We start from the raw sequence: 16,289 nt of genomic DNA on the forward strand, positions 1-16,289 counted from the left end.
ACAGAGGCGTTTCGCTCCTGTGAGGTGTCCGCCCTCCAGGCACTGGCGCGATTCCCGCTGCCCACGCGGGAGCGTCAGGTGGGGTACGCGGAGGCCGAGCTCTGGTACGTCAAGCGGCCTCCCCGGTCCTACAAGAGCGCGCGGTCCCTGGCGCGGGAGTGCCGCCGGTGGGTCTTCTTCCCTGACGAGACGAACCCGCGTGAGCCGACGATCGTCGCGGGGGCCGGGCCGGCCCTGGTCCGGGTCGAGGCCAATCGCGATGCGGGCGTCGTCTACTGGCTCCTGGGCTGGAGCGGCGGGAAGTGAGCTCAGGCCTTGTCTGGCGTGAGGGGAATCTCCAGGGTGGCCGTGGCGCCCCGTCCCGGCCCCTCGCTCTCCAGCGTCAGGGTTCCTCCGAGCATCTGTGCCGCCAGCGCGCTCGAGTGCAGGCCGAAGCCGTGCCCGTCCTTGCGGGTGGTGAAGCCGTGCGCGAAGAGCTTCGCCTGGTTCTCCGGCGCGATGCCGATGCCCGTGTCCACCACCTGGATGCGCGCCAGCCCATTCCCGGCGGTGAGCCGCACCGTCATGTGCCGCTGTCCCTCGGGCACCGTATCCATGGCGTATTTGGCGTTGCTGACGAGGTTGATGAGGATTTGCAGCACCTTGTGCTTGTCCAGCTTCACCCGGGGGATGCGCGACACCTGGAGATCGACGGTGATGCCGTGGCGCTGGAGCGCCGCCTGCTGGATGCGCAGGGTTTCGTCGACGAGCTGCCCGAGATCACACTCCTCGAGGAGCAGCGATGTCTTGGCGTAGGTCTGCTGCACCTGGACGATGGCGCGGATGTGCTCGATGTGTCTGTTCATCGCCTCCAGGCTCTCCTGCAGCTGCGTCTGCTCACCCAGCAGCTCGCCCGCGAGCGCGGAGACATAGTCGACCAGCCGCTCGCCGCGTGGATCCGTCGTGAAGAAGTCCCCCAGCCGCCCGCGGTGCTCCTCCAGCAGCGCGGCCACCTGCTTCACCCGGACGACCCGGGAGGAGCCCACCGCCTGACGCGTCACCTCCAGGTTGACCACGGCGCTGGTGAGGACGTTGCCCACGTTGTGCAACACATTGGAGGCGATCTCCGTCATGCCCACCGCGCGCGCCGTCTCCACGAGCCGGACCTGGGTCTGCTTGAGCTCGTGCGTGCGCTCGTCCACGCGGCGCTCGAGCTCGTCCTTGGCGTGGCGCAGGGCCGTCTCCGCGCGCTGGACCTCGTCATAGAGCCGCGCGTTCTCGATGGAGATGGCCGCCTGCGAGGCGATGTGCCCGAGCAGGGCGATGCGGGCCGGCGTGAAGGCCTCGGCGGCGAGGCGGTTCTCCAGGTACAGCACGCCGGCGAGCCCCTCCTTGCGCACGAGCGGCAGGCACAGCACGGACCGGGCCAGACCGCGCTCGAGGTACGTATCGGACGAGAAGGGATGGGGCCGTGAGGCATCGCCGATGAGCACGTGCTCGCACGTGCGCCGGACGTAGGACAGGAGCGTCCAGGGCAGGGCGATGGTGCTCGCGTCCTCCTCGGGGAACACCCGGAAGCCGTCTTGTGAGTCGTTGGAGATGGCGGCGATGCGCAGGGAGTTGCCATGCGGGAGCAGGAGGGCACCGCGCTGGGCGCCGGCGTTCTCGATGGCGACCTCCATCAACGTGGTCACCAGCCGCTCCAGGACGATTTCACCGGAGATGGCCTGCTGGGCCTTCACCACGGAGAGCGCGTCGAGCTGCGTGGAGCTCGTGTCGTGGGAGGGGGTGTCCGAGCCCTCCGCCACGGCCGCGAGCGTGGGCCACTGTTGCTCCAGGTGCTGGACCTTGCCGTGGGCGCCCCACTGCCGGAACGCCTCGCGGGCCTCGCGGGCATACGGCAGGGCGATGGTGGGGACGCGCCGCTCGCGCCAGAAGCGCGCCGCGAGCTCGGCGGCGAGGCCGATGTTCTGGAGGAAGCCACTCTCCCGGGCGGCCTGGAGTGCCTCGTCATAGGCATACATCGCCTCGTCCCGCATGCCCTGGCAGCGGGCCAGCTCCGCGGACACCATCCGTTCGGCCGCGCGGAAGTTCTCGGGGCAGTTGTTCGCCCACTCCTCGAGCTGCGCCTGGTGCCGCCGCATGGCCTCGAGGTACTCCCGCTGCCGCTCCGGGGCGGCGCCCTCGTAGCAGGCCGCCAGGGTCAGGCCGCTGTAGAAGTGGAAGTCGAACACCTGGATGTGGCCGATCGAGGACCAGAGGAGCTCCCCGGCCCGGGTCGAGGCCTGGCGTGCCTCCTCGTACGCGCCGCTCATGTAGCGCGCCTGCATCTTGAGGAGCCAATACCAACACACCGTGGTGGTCATGGAGGCCGAGGACAGGTGGGCCTCGAAGGCCTCCTCCTGGAAATCCTCGCCGTTCAGCGAGCCGAACGAAGGCGCGAGTCCACGCAGCTGCAGCATGTATCGCTGCATGTGATGGATGATCTCCTCGATGCCCCGGTAGCCGACCTTGCGCACGAAGTCGATGCGCGCGACCGACTCCTGGTAGACCTCCTCCAGCGGGTGCCCCATGAAGAGGAAGTTGGTGATGGTGTGGTTGCAGCTATAGCAGGCGGTCTGGAAGTCACCCGCCGGGACCGCGTGGTGGAAGGCACTGCGGATGAGCTCCTGGGAGAGGGCCATGGGCCGGGTCCAGTAGCTGACCATCTCCATGCCGTAGAGCGCCTTGCCCCGGGAGGCGGCGAAGTCGTGGCGCTCGACGAGCTCGCTGGCGAGCGACGCGAAGGCATGCCCCTCCCGGTACTTCTTGAAGCAATGCCCCTGCATCAGGCCATACCAGACGTACCCGTGCACGGCGGACTCGGTGTTGCCATGGCGCAGGCAGAGCAGCACCATCCGGGACAGGTGCAGGACGAGCAGGTTGAGATCGGTGAAGAGCGCCGGAGCGAACAGGGCGGAGAGGATGCTCATCGCCGCCTTCGTGTCCGGGTCCGTCATGAGGGGCAGCTCGACGAGGCTCTCGATGGGGCGCTCCCCCATCAGGGCCCACACCTCCTCGTTGGCCGCCACCACCTCGTCCCAGGAGGGATGGGGTGACATGGGCATGCCCAGCGCCGCCAGTCCCTCCAACAGACACCCGGCGGCCTCTTCACTCTCGTTGCTGGTGAGGTGGATGTCGTTGCGCAGACAGGCGACCGCGGCGATCTCCGCGGAGGTGCGAGCCCTGGGGCGGAGCGTCCCCGCGAGGTGGCGCGCCCCGGCCGGGTTGCCGCTCATGAATTCGCTGATGGCGCGCTGGAGGTGCAGCTCGAAGGTGAAGGTGTGCTCCCGCTCCCAGCAATCCTCTGGGAGGAGTTGGAGGGCCGCCGTGAAGTAGGCCACGGCCGAGCGGTGCGCCGTCGAGGCCTGCGCCTTCCTACCCGCCTCGGCGTTCAGGAGCGCGACGTCGTGGCGCTCCTCGGGTTCCCGTATCAACTCCGCGCCGGCGTTGAGCTGGTTCACCACGTCGAAGAGCCGCTCCCGCATTTCCTCCGGGGAGAGGCTCGCCCGCAGCAGACGGCCGATGCGCAGGTGGACAGCCTTGCGCTGCTCCTCGGGGATGAGGGCATGGGCGGCCTGCTGGATGCGGTCGTGGATGAAGCGGTACTGCTCCAGGCCGCTGCGCATCAGCATGCCATCCTGGAGCGCGGGCTCGAGCCCCTGTTCCACCTCACCCATTGATTTGTCGGAGATGATGGACAGCGTCTGGAGTGGGAAGGCATTGCCCACGCACGCCGACAGGCTCAGCAGGTGCTGCGTCACCTCGGGGAGCTGGCGCAGCTTTCCCGCCATGAAGTCGACGACGTTGTCGGAGTAGCCCCTGGCGCGGACACCTTCGGCATCCCAGCGCCAGGTGCCCTCGGGCGTGCGGGTCAGGAGCCCATCCTGGTTCAGCGTCCGCATCAGCTGGATGAAGAAGAACGGGTTGCCGCCGGTCTTCTCGTGCACCTGGGCGGAGAGCGGCTCGATGAGCTCGCCACCCGCGCCCGGGAGTGCGTCGGTGATGAGCCGCTGCAACTGCTCCAGGCTCAGCGGCTCGAGCCGGATGTCGGTCACCCGGACGCGCTCCTTCAGCATCTCCATCCGTGCCAGTATCAGCGGGTGGGACGGGGAGACCTCGTTGTCGCGGTAGGCCCCCACCAGCAGGAGCGGTGGGGTGTCTGGATGGGTGATGAGGTGCTGGATGAGCCGGAGGCTGGCCGGGTCCACCCACTGCAGATCATCCAGGAACAGGACGAGGGGATGCTCGGAGGTGGAGACGGCGCCGAGGAAGCGCTGGAAGACGCGGTTGAAGCGGGTCTGCGCCTCGGAGGGAGGGAGCTCCTGGGGCGGAGGCTGCTTGCCCGCGACGAGCTCCAGCTGGGGGACGAGCTCCACGAGCAGCTGCCCGTTTCCCTCCCACGCTTCCCTCAGACGTTCGCGCCAGGCCGCGAGCTCCGCGTCGGTGCCGGCCAGCAGTTGCTGCACCAGACCGCGGATGGCCTGGGCCAGGGTGGCGTAGGGAATGTCCCGCTGGAACTGGTCGAACTTGCCCTGGATGAAGATGCCGCGCCGCTGGGCGACGGGCCGGTACAGCTCATGGACCACCGCGGACTTGCCGATGCCCGAGTAGCCGCTGATGAGGACGAGCTCCGGGCTTCTCCCCTGGGCTATCCGCTCGAAGGCGCGCATCAGGGTGGCGACCTGCTCGTCCCGCCCGTAGAGCCGCTGGGGCATCTGGAAGTGAGGCGGAATGTCGTGCGCACCCAGCGGGAACTCCTCGCGCACGCCCCGGCGCAGGTCCTCCTGGCACCGAATGAGGTCCGCCTTCAGGCCATCCGCGCTCTGGTAGCGCTCCTCGGCGACCTTGGCCAGGAGCTTCATGACGATGGCGGAGAGGACGGGGGGCAGGCTCGGGACGCGCTCGTGAGGAGGCCTGGGGAGCTGGGCCATGTGAGCGTGGAACCACTCGAGCGCATCCCGCCCGTGGAAGGGGAGCGTGCCCGTGAGGAGCTCGTAGAACGTCACGCCCAGGGAGTAGAGGTCGCTGCGGTGGTCCACCGAGCGGTTCATGCGGCCGGTCTGCTCCGGGGACATGTAGGCCGGCGTGCCCTCGATGAGAGGGGTGGAGACCGCGTCCACGTGCTCGACGGTCTGGAGGACGGCGGTGCCGAAGTCGATGATGCGGCACTCACCGGAGGGGAGCAGGAGGATGTTGGAGGGCTTGAGGTCCTTGTGGATGACGCCATGCCGGTGGATGTCGGCCAGGGTGGAGGCCAGGGAGATGGCCAGCGGGAGGAAGCGCTCCACGTCCAGGGGCTGACCGGTACTCTCGGAGAGGGCCTTGCCGCTCGCGCCCTCCAGCAGGAGTACCGGGCGTCCATGGCTCTGCTCGAACCCCAGCGTCCTGGCGACGCCGCGCACGTCCCGGAGCTGCTCGAGGATGGCGTGCTCCCGCCGGTAGCGCTCGATTTCGCGAGCGCCGGTATGCGGAGTCACCGGCATCTTGACGACGACGGGCAGGCGGTCGTCGTCACGCAGCGCGTGGTAGAGGATGCTCGCCCCCGTCGACTTGAGCGTGTCGAGCAGGGTGTAGCCAGGAATGTTCGCCATGAGCACCGTCAGGGGTTGGTTTGAGGCCAGAATCATCCCACCGATGCCGGCAAGCGACCTCACCCACTCTGGGGGGGACTTGGAGCGGCGAGGGTGATGAGCTGTCCAGGATTGTACCAGGGAAGATTTTGGATTCTCCAAAATCTCTACACTGAGACTCCTCGTCAAAAGGCGCTGCTCATGCGTGCTAGCGATTGATACGCCGCGTCTGGAGTCAATCAGGCTTGCTAAGCGTGTGCATCATCGGGGTTTCAATTTCATCAGCCCGCCTGTCGAACAGGTATCCGGTCGTGCCGCTGGTGGAAGCCCTCTTTCATGGAATTTCCAGGGGTGGGGGTGGAGACACGGAAAAAATTCCAGCGCCCGAGGGTTGAGCCGGTCCACGCATGCCAGAACTGAATTCCCGACCGCCTGCCTCCCTTGCCCGTTCCACGCTCATCCAGATGGGCGTGCGTATCGGTGTCATCATCATCCTGACCACCCTGGTCAGCTACCTGCACATGTTTCACACGCTGCGTGAGGACGCGCTCGAGCAGTTGGAGCGGCACGTGACGGAGCGCAGCCAGCGGGAGGAGGCCCTCTTCGTCCTGGCGGAGGACAACCACACCCTCCTCAAGAAGGCGCTGGAGGAGCGCATCCAGGCCTGGAGCCAGCAGGACCCCAACCCCCGCTTCGAGAGCCTCTTCACCTGGCAGCCCGACGGCTCGGTCCGCTCCCGCGCGGAGGGCTTCGACGCGACGAAGATGGTGGGCGTCTTCATCCCCCGGGCGTGAAGCTGGATACGGAGCTGCGCCGCCGCATCCTGGCCGCCTACGACGTCCTCGCCCAGTACGGGCCCGCCTTCTCGACACGCTTCAACAGCACCTACATCACCCTGGTGGAGGGGCCGTGTCTCTCCTACTGGCCCTCCATCCCCACCTGGGCCCAGGACATCCCGGCGGAGGATCCAACGCTCGACTACGAGTACTACACCATCAGCACGCCCGAGAAGAATCCGAGCAGGAAGACGGTCTGGAGCGGCATCTTCCAGTATCCCGTCACCCGGCACTGGATGGTCACGGTCACCACCCCGCTGGACAGGGAGGGCCGCCATGTCGCGTCCATCGCCCATGACGTCCTGCTGGATGAGCTGATGGCCGCTCCATCAAGGACCACCTGACCAGCGCCTACAACCTGCTGGTGCGCGATGACGGTCAGATCATCGCCCATCCCGAGCTGGACCTTCAGGGGGCCAATGTCGGCTACAACATCCTGGGGGCGGCGCTGAAGCCGGGTGAGGTTCCCCCGAAGCTCGGCTCCGAGGCGCAGCAGGTCCATCTGCGGAGTCTCTTCGAGAAGGTGCGCAACCGGCCCCCTGGAGAGAGCCTCCTGGAGCTGCCGGAGCATGACGAGTACCTGGCCGTGGATCGGCTGGAGGGGCCGGGGTGGAACTTCGTCACGGTGTTGCCCGGGAGCGTGGTGAGCGCGGCGGCCTTGCGGTCGGCACGCTACGTCCTGCTGTTCGGCCTGGTGTCGCTGCTGCTGGAGCTGATCATCATGTACCAGGTGCTCCAGCGGCAGATTGCCCGGCCCCTGCTGGGGCTCACCCAGGCCGCCCATCACGTGGCGTCCGGTGACTTCCAGGTGGCGCTGGACACCTCACGGGGTGACGAGCTGGGGCAGCTGGCGGGTGCCTTCCGGACCATGTCCGACCAGGTGCGGCAGCGGGAAGAGCAGCTGCGGCAGGCCAACGAGCAGCTGGAGCAGCGGGTGGAGGAGCGCACCCGGGAGCTGAAGACGGTCCACGGGCAGCTGGTGCAGACGGCCCGGCAGGCCGGCATGGCGGAGATCGCCACCAGCGTGCTGCACAACGTGGGCAATGTGCTCAACGACCCTGGTGGACGACGCGCTGCGCATCAACGCGGCCGCGCTCACCCGGCACCAGGTGAAGGAGGTGCGTCAGCTGTGCTTCCTGCCTCCGGTGATGATGGACAAGCACAAGGTGTTGATGATCCTCGTCAACCTCATCAGCAACGTCAAGTACGCCATGGATGAGACGCCGGCGGAGCAGCGCATCCTGACGGTGACGCTGGACACCCCCGTCGCCGACCGCGTGCGCATCGAGGTCCGCGACAACGGCATGGGCATCTCCCAGGGGATGCTCACGCGCATCTTCCAGTACGGCTTCACCACCCGAAGGGATGATGGGCACGGCTTCGGCCTGCACTCCAGCTCCCTGGCGGCGCAGGAGCTGGGTGGCTCCCTGACGGTCCACAGCGAGGGGCCCGGGCGTGGCGCCACGTTCACGCTGGAGCTGCCCTATCAACCCATCGAGGAGCCGCCCGCGGCCTGACGGGCTCAGGTCTTGTCGGGCGTGAGGGGAATCTCCAGGGTGGCCGTGGCTCCCCGTCCTGGCCCCTCGCTCTCCAGCGTCAGGGTTCCCCCGAGCATCTGCGCCGCCAGCGCGCTCGAGTGCAGGCCAAAGCCATGCCCGTCCTTGCGGGTGGTGAAGCCGTGCGCGAAGAGCTTCGCCTGATGCTTCGGCTCGATGCCGATGCCCGTGTCCACCACCTGGATGCGCGCCCGCCCATTCCCGGCGGCGAGCCGCACCGTCATGTGCCGCTGTCCCTCGGGCACCGTATCCATGGCGTATTTGGCGTTGCTGACGAGGTTGATGAGGATTTGCAGCACCTTGTGCTTGTCCAGCCTCACCCGGGGGACTCGTGAGACCACGAGGTTGACGGTGATGCCGTGGCGCTGGAGCGCCGCCTGCTGGATGCGCAGGGTGTCGTCGACGAGCTGTCCGAGGTCACACTCCTCGAGGAGCAGCGATGTCTTGGCGTAGGTCTGCTGCACCTGGACGATGGCGCGGATGTGCTCGATATGTCTGTTCATCGCCTCCAGGTTCTCCTGAAGATGTGTCTGCTCACCCAGCAGCTCGCCCGCGAGCGCGGAGATATAGTCGACCAGATGCGCACCGCGTGGATCCTTCGTGAAGAAGTCCCCCAGCCGCCCGCGGTGCTCCTCCAGCAGCGCGGCCACCTGCTTCACCCGGACAACCCGGGAGGAGCCCACCGCCTGACGCGTCACCTCCAGGTTGACCACGGCGCTGGTGAGGACGTTGCCCACGTTGTGCAACACATTGGAGGCGATCTCCGTCATGCCCACCGCGCGCGCCGTCTCCACGAGCCGGACCTGGGTCCGCTTGAGCTCGTGCGTGCGCTCGTCCACGCGGCGCTCGAGCTCGTCCTTGGCGTGGCGCAGGGCCGTCTCCGCGCGCTGGACCTCGTCATAGAGCCGCGCGTTCTCGATGGAGATGGCCGCCTGAGAGGCGATGTGTCCGAGCAGCGCGATGCGGGAGGGCGTGAAGGCCTCGGCGGCGAGGCGGTTCTCCAGGTACAGCACGCCAGCGAGTCCCTCCTTGCGCACGAGCGGCAGGCACAGCACGGACCGGGCCAGGCCGCGCTCGAGGTACGTATCCGACGAGAAGGGATGGGGCCGCGAGGCATCGCCGATGAGCACGTGCTCGCACGTGCGCCGGACGTAGGTGAGGAGCGTCCAGGGCAGGCCCTCCGTGTGGGCCTCGTCCTCCGGGAACACCCGGACGCCGTCTTGTGAGTCGTTGGAGATGGCGGCGATGCGCAGGGAGTTGCCATGCGGGAGCAGGAGGGCACCGCGCTGGGCGCCGGCGTTCTCGATGGCGACCTCCATCAACGTGGTCACCAGCCGCTCCAGGACGATTTCACCGGAGATGGCCTGCTGGGCCTTCACCACGGAGAGCGCGTCGAGCTGCGTGGAGCTCGTGTCGTGAGAGGGGGTGTCCGAGCCCTCCGCCATGGCCACGATCGCGGGCCACTGTTGCTCCAGGTGCTGGACCTTGCCGTGGGCGCCCCACTGCCGGAACGCCTCACGGGCCTCGCGGGCATACGGCAGGGCGATGGTGGGGACGCGCCGCTCGCGCCAGAAGCGCGCCGCGAGCTCGGCGGCGAGGCCCGCGTTCTGGAGGACTCCGTGCTCCCGGGCGGATTGGAGCGCCTCGTCGTAGGCATACATCGCCTCGTCCCGCATGCCCTGGCAGCGGGCCAGCTCCGCGGACACCATCCGTTCGGCCGCGCGGAAGTTCTCGGGGCAGTTGTTCGCCCACTCCTCGAGCTGCGCCTGGTGCCGTTGCATGGCCTCGAGGTACTCCCGCTGCCGCTCCGGGGCGGCGCCCTCGTAGCAGGCCGCCAGGGTCAGGCCGCTGTAGAAGTGGAAGTCGAGCTGCTGGATGTGGCCGACCGAGGACCAGAGGAGCTCCCCGGCTCGGGCCGAGGCCTGGCGCGCCTCCTCGTACGCGCCACTCATGTAGCGCGTCTGCATCTTGAGAATCCAATACCAGCACACCACGGTGCTCAGACGCGTCGGTGCCTGGTGGGTCTCGAAGGCCTCCTCGTCGAAATCCTCGCCGCTCAGCGAGCCGAACGAGGGCGAAAGGCCGCGCAGCTGCTGCACGTAACGCTGGGTCTGCTGGATGACATCCTGCACGGCCTGGAAGCCGGCCTTGCGTCCGAAGTCGAGGCGCGCGATCGACTCCTGGTAGACCTCGTCCAGGGGGTGCCCCAGGGCCAGGCGATTGGTGACGATGTGGTTGCAGCTGTAGCAGGCGCTCAGGAAGTCACCGGCCGGGACCGCATGCTGGAAGGCTTCGCGGATGAGCTCCAGCGAGCGGGAGATGGGCCGGGTCCAGTAGTTGACCAGCTCCATGCAGTAGAGCGCCTTGGCCTTGGAGGCGGAGAAGCCGTAGTGCTCGACGAGCTCGTAGGCGAGCAACCCGAAGGCATACCCCTCCTGGTACTTCTGGAAGCAGTGTCCCTGCATGAGGCCGTACCAGGCATAACCGTTCACGGCGGACTCGGCGTTGCCATGGCGGATGCAGAGGCGGACCATCTGGCAGAGGTGGAGGAAGAGCAGGTTGATGTCGGTGAAGAGCGCCGGCGAGAACAGGGCGGAGAGGATGCTCATCGCCGCCTTCGTGTCCGGGTCCGTCATGAGAGGCAGCTCGATGAGGCTCTCGATGGGGCGCTCCCCCATGAGGGCCCACACCTCCTGGTTGGCCGCCACCACCTCATCCCAGGAGGGATGGGGTGACATGGGCATTCCCAGCGCCGCCAGTCCCTCCAGCAGACACGCGACGGACGCATTGCTCTGGCTGGCGGCGAGGTGCATGTCACTGAGCAGGCAGGAGACCGCGGCGATCTCCGTGGAAGTGCGAGCCCTGCATTGGAGCGCCTCCGCGAGCTGGAGCGCTTCGGACGGATTGCCACTCATGAACTCGCTGATGGTGCGCTGGAGGTGCAGCTCGAAGGTGAAGGTGCGCTCCCGCTCCCAGCAATCCTCTGGGAGGAGTTGGAGGGCCGCCGTGAAGTAGGAGACGGCCGAGCGGTGCGCCGTCGAGGCCTGCGCCTTCCTGCCCGCCTCGGCGTTCAGGAGCGAGACGTCATGGCGCTCCTCGGGTTCCCGTATCAACTCCGCGCCGGCGTTGAGCTGGTTCACCACGTCGAAGAGCCGCTCCCGCATTTCCTCCGGGGAGAGGCTCGCCCGCAGCAGACGGCCGATGCGCAGGTGGACGGCCTTGCGCTGCTCCTCGGGGATGAGGGCATGGGCGGCCTGCTGGATGCGGTCGTGGATGAAGCGGTACTGCTCCAGGCCGCTGCGCATCAACTGGCCATCCTGGAGCGCGGGCTCGAGTCCCCGCTCCACTTCGCCTGGCGGCAGGTCGGAGATGATGGACAGCGTCTGGAGTGGGAAGACACTGCCCGCGCACGCCGACAGGCTCAGCAGGTGCTGCGTCACCTCGGGGAGCTGGCGCAGCTTTCCCGCCATGAAGTCGACGACGTTGTCGGAGTAGCCCCTGGCGCGGACACCTTCGGCATCCCAGCGCCAGGTGCCCTCGGGCGTGCGGGTCAGGAGCCCATCCTGGTTCAGCGTCCGCATCAGCTGGATGAAGAAGAACGGGTTGCCGCCGGTCTTCTCGTGCACCTGGGCGGAGAGCGGCTCGATGAGCTCGCCACCCGCGCCCGGGAGCGCGTCGGCGATGAGCCGCTGGAGCTGCTCCAGGCTCAGCGGCTCGAGCCGGATGTCGGTCACCCGGACGCGCTCCTTCAGCATCTCCTTGCATGCCAGCATCAGCGGGTGGGACGGGGAGACCTCGTTGTCGCGGTAGGCCCCCACCAGCAGGAGCGGTGGGGTGTCCGGGTGGATGATGAGGTGTTGGATGAGCCGGAGGCTGGCCGGGTCCACCCACTGCAGATCATCCAGGAACAGGACGAGGGGATGCTCGGAGGTGGAGACGGCGCCGAGGAAGCGCTGGAAGACGCGGTTGAAGCGGGTCTGCGCCTCGGAGGGAGAGAGCTCCTGGAGCGGAGGCTGCTTGCCCGCGACGAGCTCCAGCTGGGGGACGAGCTCCACGAGCAGCTGCCCGTTTCCCTCCCACGCTTCCCTCAGACGTTCGCGCCAGGCCGTGAGCTCCGCGTCGGTGCCGGCCAGCAGTTGCTGCACCAGACCGCGGATGGCCTGGGCCAGGGTGGCGTAGGGAATGTCCCGCTGGAACTGGTCGAACTTGCCCTGGATGAAGATGCCGCGCCGCTGGGCGACGGGCCGGTACAGCTCATGGACCACCGCGGACTTGCCGATGCCCGAGTAGCCGCTGATGAGGACGAGCTCCGGGCTTCCCCCCTGGGCTATCCGCTCGAAGGCACCCATGAGGGTGGCGACCTGTTCGTCCCGCCCATAGAGCCGCTGGGGCATCTGGAAGTGGGGGGAGATGTCCTGCGCGCCCAGCGGGAACTCCTCGCGCACGCCCCGGCGCAGGTCCTCCTGGCACCGAATGAGGTCCGCCTTCAGGCCATCCGCGCTCTGGTAGCGCTCCTCGGCGACCTTGGCCAGGAGCTTCATGACGATGGAGGAGAGGACGGGGGGCAGGCCCGGGACGCGCTCGTGAGGAGGCCTGGGGAGCTGGGCCATGTGAGCGTGGACCCATTCGAGCGCGTCCCGCCCGTGGAAGGGGAGCGTGCCCGCGAGGAGCTCGTAGAACGTCACACCCAGGGAGTAGAGGTCGCTGCGGTGGTCCACCGAGCGGTTCATGCGGCCGGTCTGCTCCGGGGACATGTAGGCCGGCGTGCCCTCGATGAGAGGGGTGGAGACCGCGTCCACGTGCTCGACGGTCTGGAGGACGGCGGTGCCGAAGTCGATGATGCGGCACTCACCGGAGGGGAGCAGGAGGATGTTGGAGGGCTTGAGGTCCTTGTGGATGACGCCATGCCGGTGGATGTCGGCCAGGGTGGAGGCCAGGGAGATGGCCAGCGGGAGGAAGCGCTCCACGTCCAGGGGCTGACCGGTACTCTCGGAGAGGGCCTTGCCGCTCGCGCCCTCCAGCAGGAGTACCGGGCGTCCATGGCTCTGCTCGAACCCCAGCGTCCTGGCGACGCCGCGCACGTCCCGGAGCTGCTCGAGGATGGCGTGCTCCCGCCGGTAGCGCTCGATTTCGCGAGCGCCGGTATGCGGAGTCACCGGCATCTTGACGACGACGGGCAGGCGATCGTCGTCACGCAGCGCGTGGTAGAGGATGTTCGCCCCCGTCGACTTGAGTGTGTCGAGCAGGGTGTAGCCAGGAATGTTCACCATGAAGACCGTCGGGGGTTGGGGCCAGGGTCCTCCTGCGGTGGGTGGCAAGCGACCGCTTCTTTCCACCTGGGGCTTGGAGCGGCCAGGCCATGCCTGGACTCCCGCAGGAGCAGGACACCAGCGTGTCGAAGCGTGTTTCGTCAGCTTGCTCGTTGATGACCTGTCTGGACTTCTACCAGAAAAACTGTCGAATTCTAAAAAACCGAGGCACGACTGCCTGGCCGTGGGGGGGGCTGGAAGGCTTGTTCCACTTCTTCCAGACACGTATTGGACAAACGCTCGACGCCAGTTGGAGGAGGGCGCGATGGACTTCCTGCAGGCACACCCCGGGCGGGACTGGGTCGATGTGGCTCGGGAGCCGGTCACGGGCATCGAAACCATCCGGGCCCACTTCACCGGCCACGCCTATGATCCGCACTTCCACGACGAGTACCTGGTCGGCGTGACGGAGCAGGGGCTGCAGGAGTTCTCCTGCCGCAGGGCGATCCATCGCAGCACGCCCGGGCGCGTCATCTTGATCGAACCCGGGGAGATTCATGATGGGAATGCCCCGGACGAGGCGGGCTTCACCTACCTGATGCTCTACCTGAGCCCGGCCTGGCTCGCCGAGACCTGCACCCGGGTGGCGGATGGTGCTTTCGCGAGTCACCGGGTCGGCTTCCGCGCGACGCTCAATGACGAGCCCCGGCTCGCGGCGGCGATCCGCCGGGCGTTCTGGAGGCTGCACGAACCCGAGTCGCGGCTCGCGCGGGATGGAGCATTGGATGCCCTGGCCGTGGCGCTCAATCCCTATCTGGGCGCTTCCGTGTTGGCGGGCGCGAGCGAGTCCGCGACCCGTGCCGCGCGCCGCGCCCGGGAGCTGCTGCGCGAGCGGATGGAGGAGGACCTGGGGCTGGACGAGCTCGCCCGGCTCTGTGGCGCGGATCGCTTCCAGCTGACACGCGCCTTCCGAAAGGCCTACGGGCTGCCTCCACATGCGTATCTGGTGCGGCTGCGCCTGGCCGCGGCGCGCAAGCGGTTGGCGGCGGGTGACCCGCCCGCGGAGGTCGCCGCCGCCGTGGGGTTCGCCGACCAGAGTCACCTGGGCCGCTGGTTCCGCCGCGCCTTCGGACTGACGCCGGCGGCCTACCGCGCGAAGTGCACGAACGTTCCAGACGGCACGCGGCTCGAGCGCTGAGGATGCTCCGCACAACGACGGAGATCCTCCATGCCCGAGACCTTCACCACCAAGGTCGCGCTCATCGTGCGCGACGACCTCGCCATCTGGCAGCGCTTGAATGTCGCCGCCTTCCTTGCCACGGGCGTCGCCGCCTCGGCCCCCGAGGCCCTTGGCGAGCCCTACGTGGACGCCGCCGGCAGGCGCTATAGCCGCATGCTCGGCCAACCGATGCTCGTCTTCAGCGCCAGCCGGGCCCAGCTCCAGGGCGCACACCGGACCGCGCTGGAGCGTGGACTGGAGGCCGCGGTCTACGTGGGCGCCATGTTCTCGACCGGGAACGACGAGGCGAATCGCGCGGTGTTCCGGGCCGAGAATCCCGAGGAGCTCGACCTCGTCGGCCTCGCGATCCGGGGCGACCGCAAGCAGGTCGACAAGGCGGTGAAAGGATTGACGCTCCACAAGTGAGGGCACGCGTTGTGATTGTGACCACGTTGCATCATCCCCGGGGCCGGTACGAGGAGGATGGAATCACTCTCGGGCTCCTCGAGAGCCTGCGTCGCAAGGGGCCTCCCGGGCGGGACGCCTGACGCTCGTCTCCCTGGCCGCATCGGAATCCTCCGACCAGAAACGGGCCTTCGTCCTCGCGCATCCCCGCCTCGCGGGGGTCATGCGCATGTTCGGGTCTGGCAAGGAGAGCCCCACTCGTGAATGATTCCCCCGCCCCGTCGATGGCCCAGCCGCAGAAGGTGGAACGTGACCTGGACTTCCTGCTCGACTGCTTCCGGGAGGTCCTGGAGGAGAGGGAGAGACGATCTCCCAGAAGTACGCCAACCTCATCAGCGCCGTGTACAACCTGGAGCTGCTCCTGGCGGGCGCCACCGAGGCCGCGCTCCTGGCCCGGCAGCGCGAGCAGCGCGCCCACCCGCTCGAGCCCCACCTGGATGGTCTGGCGGAGACGAGCCGGCGGGCCTACGAGGCGCTGGTGCGGCACCCGGGCTTCATCACGTTCTTCGCCCAGGCGACACCCATCGATGTGATCGAGTCCAGCAAGATCGGCTCACGCCCGGCGCGGCGCACCGGCCAGCGCACCCTGGCGGATTTGAGGGCCATTCCCTGGGTCTTCAGCTGGAGCCAGTCGCGCTTCTTCCTCTCCGGCTGGTACGGCGTGGGCAGCGCCCTGGAGGCCCTGCAGCGCGAGCAGCCCGAGGCCTTCGCCCTGCTGAAGGCCCAGGGCCTGGAGTGGTACCCGAGCAAGTACGTGCTCACCAACGTCAGTACGACGATTCTGTCGGCGGACGCGGAGGTGATGGAGGCGTACGCGGGCCTGGTCGAGGATGCGGCCATCCGTGAGCAGGTGATGGGGATGATCCGCGAGGAGTACGCGCGGACCCGGCGCATGCTGGAGGCCATCTGGGGCGCGCCCCTGGAGGAGCGCCGGCCGCACATCCACCGTGCGTTGAGCCTGCGTCAGCCGTGGCTGCGCGTGCTGCACCACCAGCAGATTGAGTTGCTGCGCACCTGGCGCGCGCAGCGCAAGAAGGAGGACGGCCAGGCCGAGCACCTGCTCCCGAGGCTCCTGCTCACGGTCAACGCGATCGCCGGAGGCCTGCGGACCACCGGGTGAGGAGGGGCGGCCCAGCGGGAAGCGGACCGGTATCTTCAGCGGTCCACTCGTGATAGCCCCCGGTTCCACACCATGCCAACAATCCCATGCCTTCAGCTGTCCCCCTCTCGGGAGGGCAGCCTGGGCAGGCATGTGCCTCATGGCGGCTCGAGTGTCCCTCTCCTGCCAGGAGAGGTCGGGGCGTGAGCGAGAACGCCGGCTCACGCCCCTGGTGCTCTCCGCCAGCTTCAGGGCATGAGCATCTGGACCGGCG

Annotated in this window: 10 protein-coding genes; 8 read left to right on the forward strand and 2 right to left on the reverse strand. The window is 68.0% G+C overall.

Annotated elements, in window-relative coordinates; translation table 11 throughout:
- The first annotated feature begins 24 nt into the window (after positions 1-24).
- Complete coding sequence (locus tag JQX13_RS14450) at positions 25-306, forward strand: hypothetical protein (protein ID WP_203409599.1); 282 nt, start codon at positions 25-27, stop codon at positions 304-306.
- Between the two features lie 2 nt (positions 307-308).
- Here JQX13_RS14450 and JQX13_RS14455 read toward each other — a convergent pair whose 3' ends face one another.
- On the reverse strand, positions 309-5,612 hold the full coding sequence (locus JQX13_RS14455; protein WP_203409600.1) for a trifunctional serine/threonine-protein kinase/ATP-binding protein/sensor histidine kinase: 5,304 nt from the start codon (positions 5,610-5,612) through the stop codon (positions 309-311).
- Positions 5,613-5,998: 386 nt separating this feature from the next.
- Here JQX13_RS14455 and JQX13_RS55890 point away from each other — a divergent pair, with 386 nt between their 5' ends.
- From JQX13_RS55890 to JQX13_RS55905, 4 genes are read left to right on the forward strand one after another with little or no spacing between them, the layout of a single operon-like run.
- A complete protein-coding gene (locus tag JQX13_RS55890; RefSeq protein ID WP_343211086.1) occupies positions 5,999-6,385 on the forward strand; it encodes a hypothetical protein in 387 nt (128 codons plus the stop codon).
- Positions 6,382-6,771, forward strand: coding sequence for a PDC sensor domain-containing protein (locus tag JQX13_RS55895; protein ID WP_343211087.1), 390 nt, complete (start codon positions 6,382-6,384; stop codon positions 6,769-6,771). The genes JQX13_RS55890 and JQX13_RS55895 overlap by 4 nt, the downstream gene beginning before the upstream one ends.
- A 20-nt stretch (positions 6,772-6,791) precedes the next feature.
- Positions 6,792-7,646, forward strand: coding sequence for a HAMP domain-containing protein (locus JQX13_RS55900; RefSeq protein ID WP_343211088.1), 855 nt, complete (start codon positions 6,792-6,794; stop codon positions 7,644-7,646).
- Positions 7,600-7,944, forward strand: coding sequence for an ATP-binding protein (locus JQX13_RS55905; protein WP_343211089.1), 345 nt, complete (start codon positions 7,600-7,602; stop codon positions 7,942-7,944). The genes JQX13_RS55900 and JQX13_RS55905 overlap by 47 nt, the downstream gene beginning before the upstream one ends.
- A gap of 5 nt (positions 7,945-7,949) precedes the next feature.
- On the opposite strand, the gene JQX13_RS14465 is transcribed toward JQX13_RS55905, so the two are convergent.
- Positions 7,950-13,253, reverse strand: coding sequence for a trifunctional serine/threonine-protein kinase/ATP-binding protein/sensor histidine kinase (locus tag JQX13_RS14465; protein ID WP_203409601.1), 5,304 nt, complete (start codon positions 13,251-13,253; stop codon positions 7,950-7,952).
- A 304-nt stretch (positions 13,254-13,557) separates the two neighbouring features.
- On the opposite strand from JQX13_RS14465, the gene JQX13_RS14470 reads away from it, so the two are divergent.
- The 3 genes from JQX13_RS14470 (at position 13,558) to JQX13_RS14480 (ending at position 16,036) form a co-directional block, all read left to right on the forward strand.
- The gene (locus JQX13_RS14470; RefSeq protein WP_203409602.1) at positions 13,558-14,430 is read left to right on the forward strand and encodes an AraC family transcriptional regulator; all 873 of its coding nucleotides are present in this window, start codon (positions 13,558-13,560) and stop codon (positions 14,428-14,430) included.
- Between the two features lie 30 nt (positions 14,431-14,460).
- Complete coding sequence (locus tag JQX13_RS14475; RefSeq protein WP_203409603.1) at positions 14,461-14,877, forward strand: DUF2000 domain-containing protein; 417 nt, start codon at positions 14,461-14,463, stop codon at positions 14,875-14,877.
- Between the two features lie 379 nt (positions 14,878-15,256).
- Positions 15,257-16,036, forward strand: coding sequence for a phosphoenolpyruvate carboxylase (locus tag JQX13_RS14480; RefSeq protein ID WP_239014751.1), 780 nt, complete (start codon positions 15,257-15,259; stop codon positions 16,034-16,036).
- The last annotated feature ends 253 nt before the right edge of the window (positions 16,037-16,289 follow it).

The organism is Archangium violaceum, from assembly GCF_016859125.1.
Classification (GTDB): Bacteria; Myxococcota; Myxococcia; order Myxococcales; family Myxococcaceae; genus Archangium; species Archangium violaceum_A.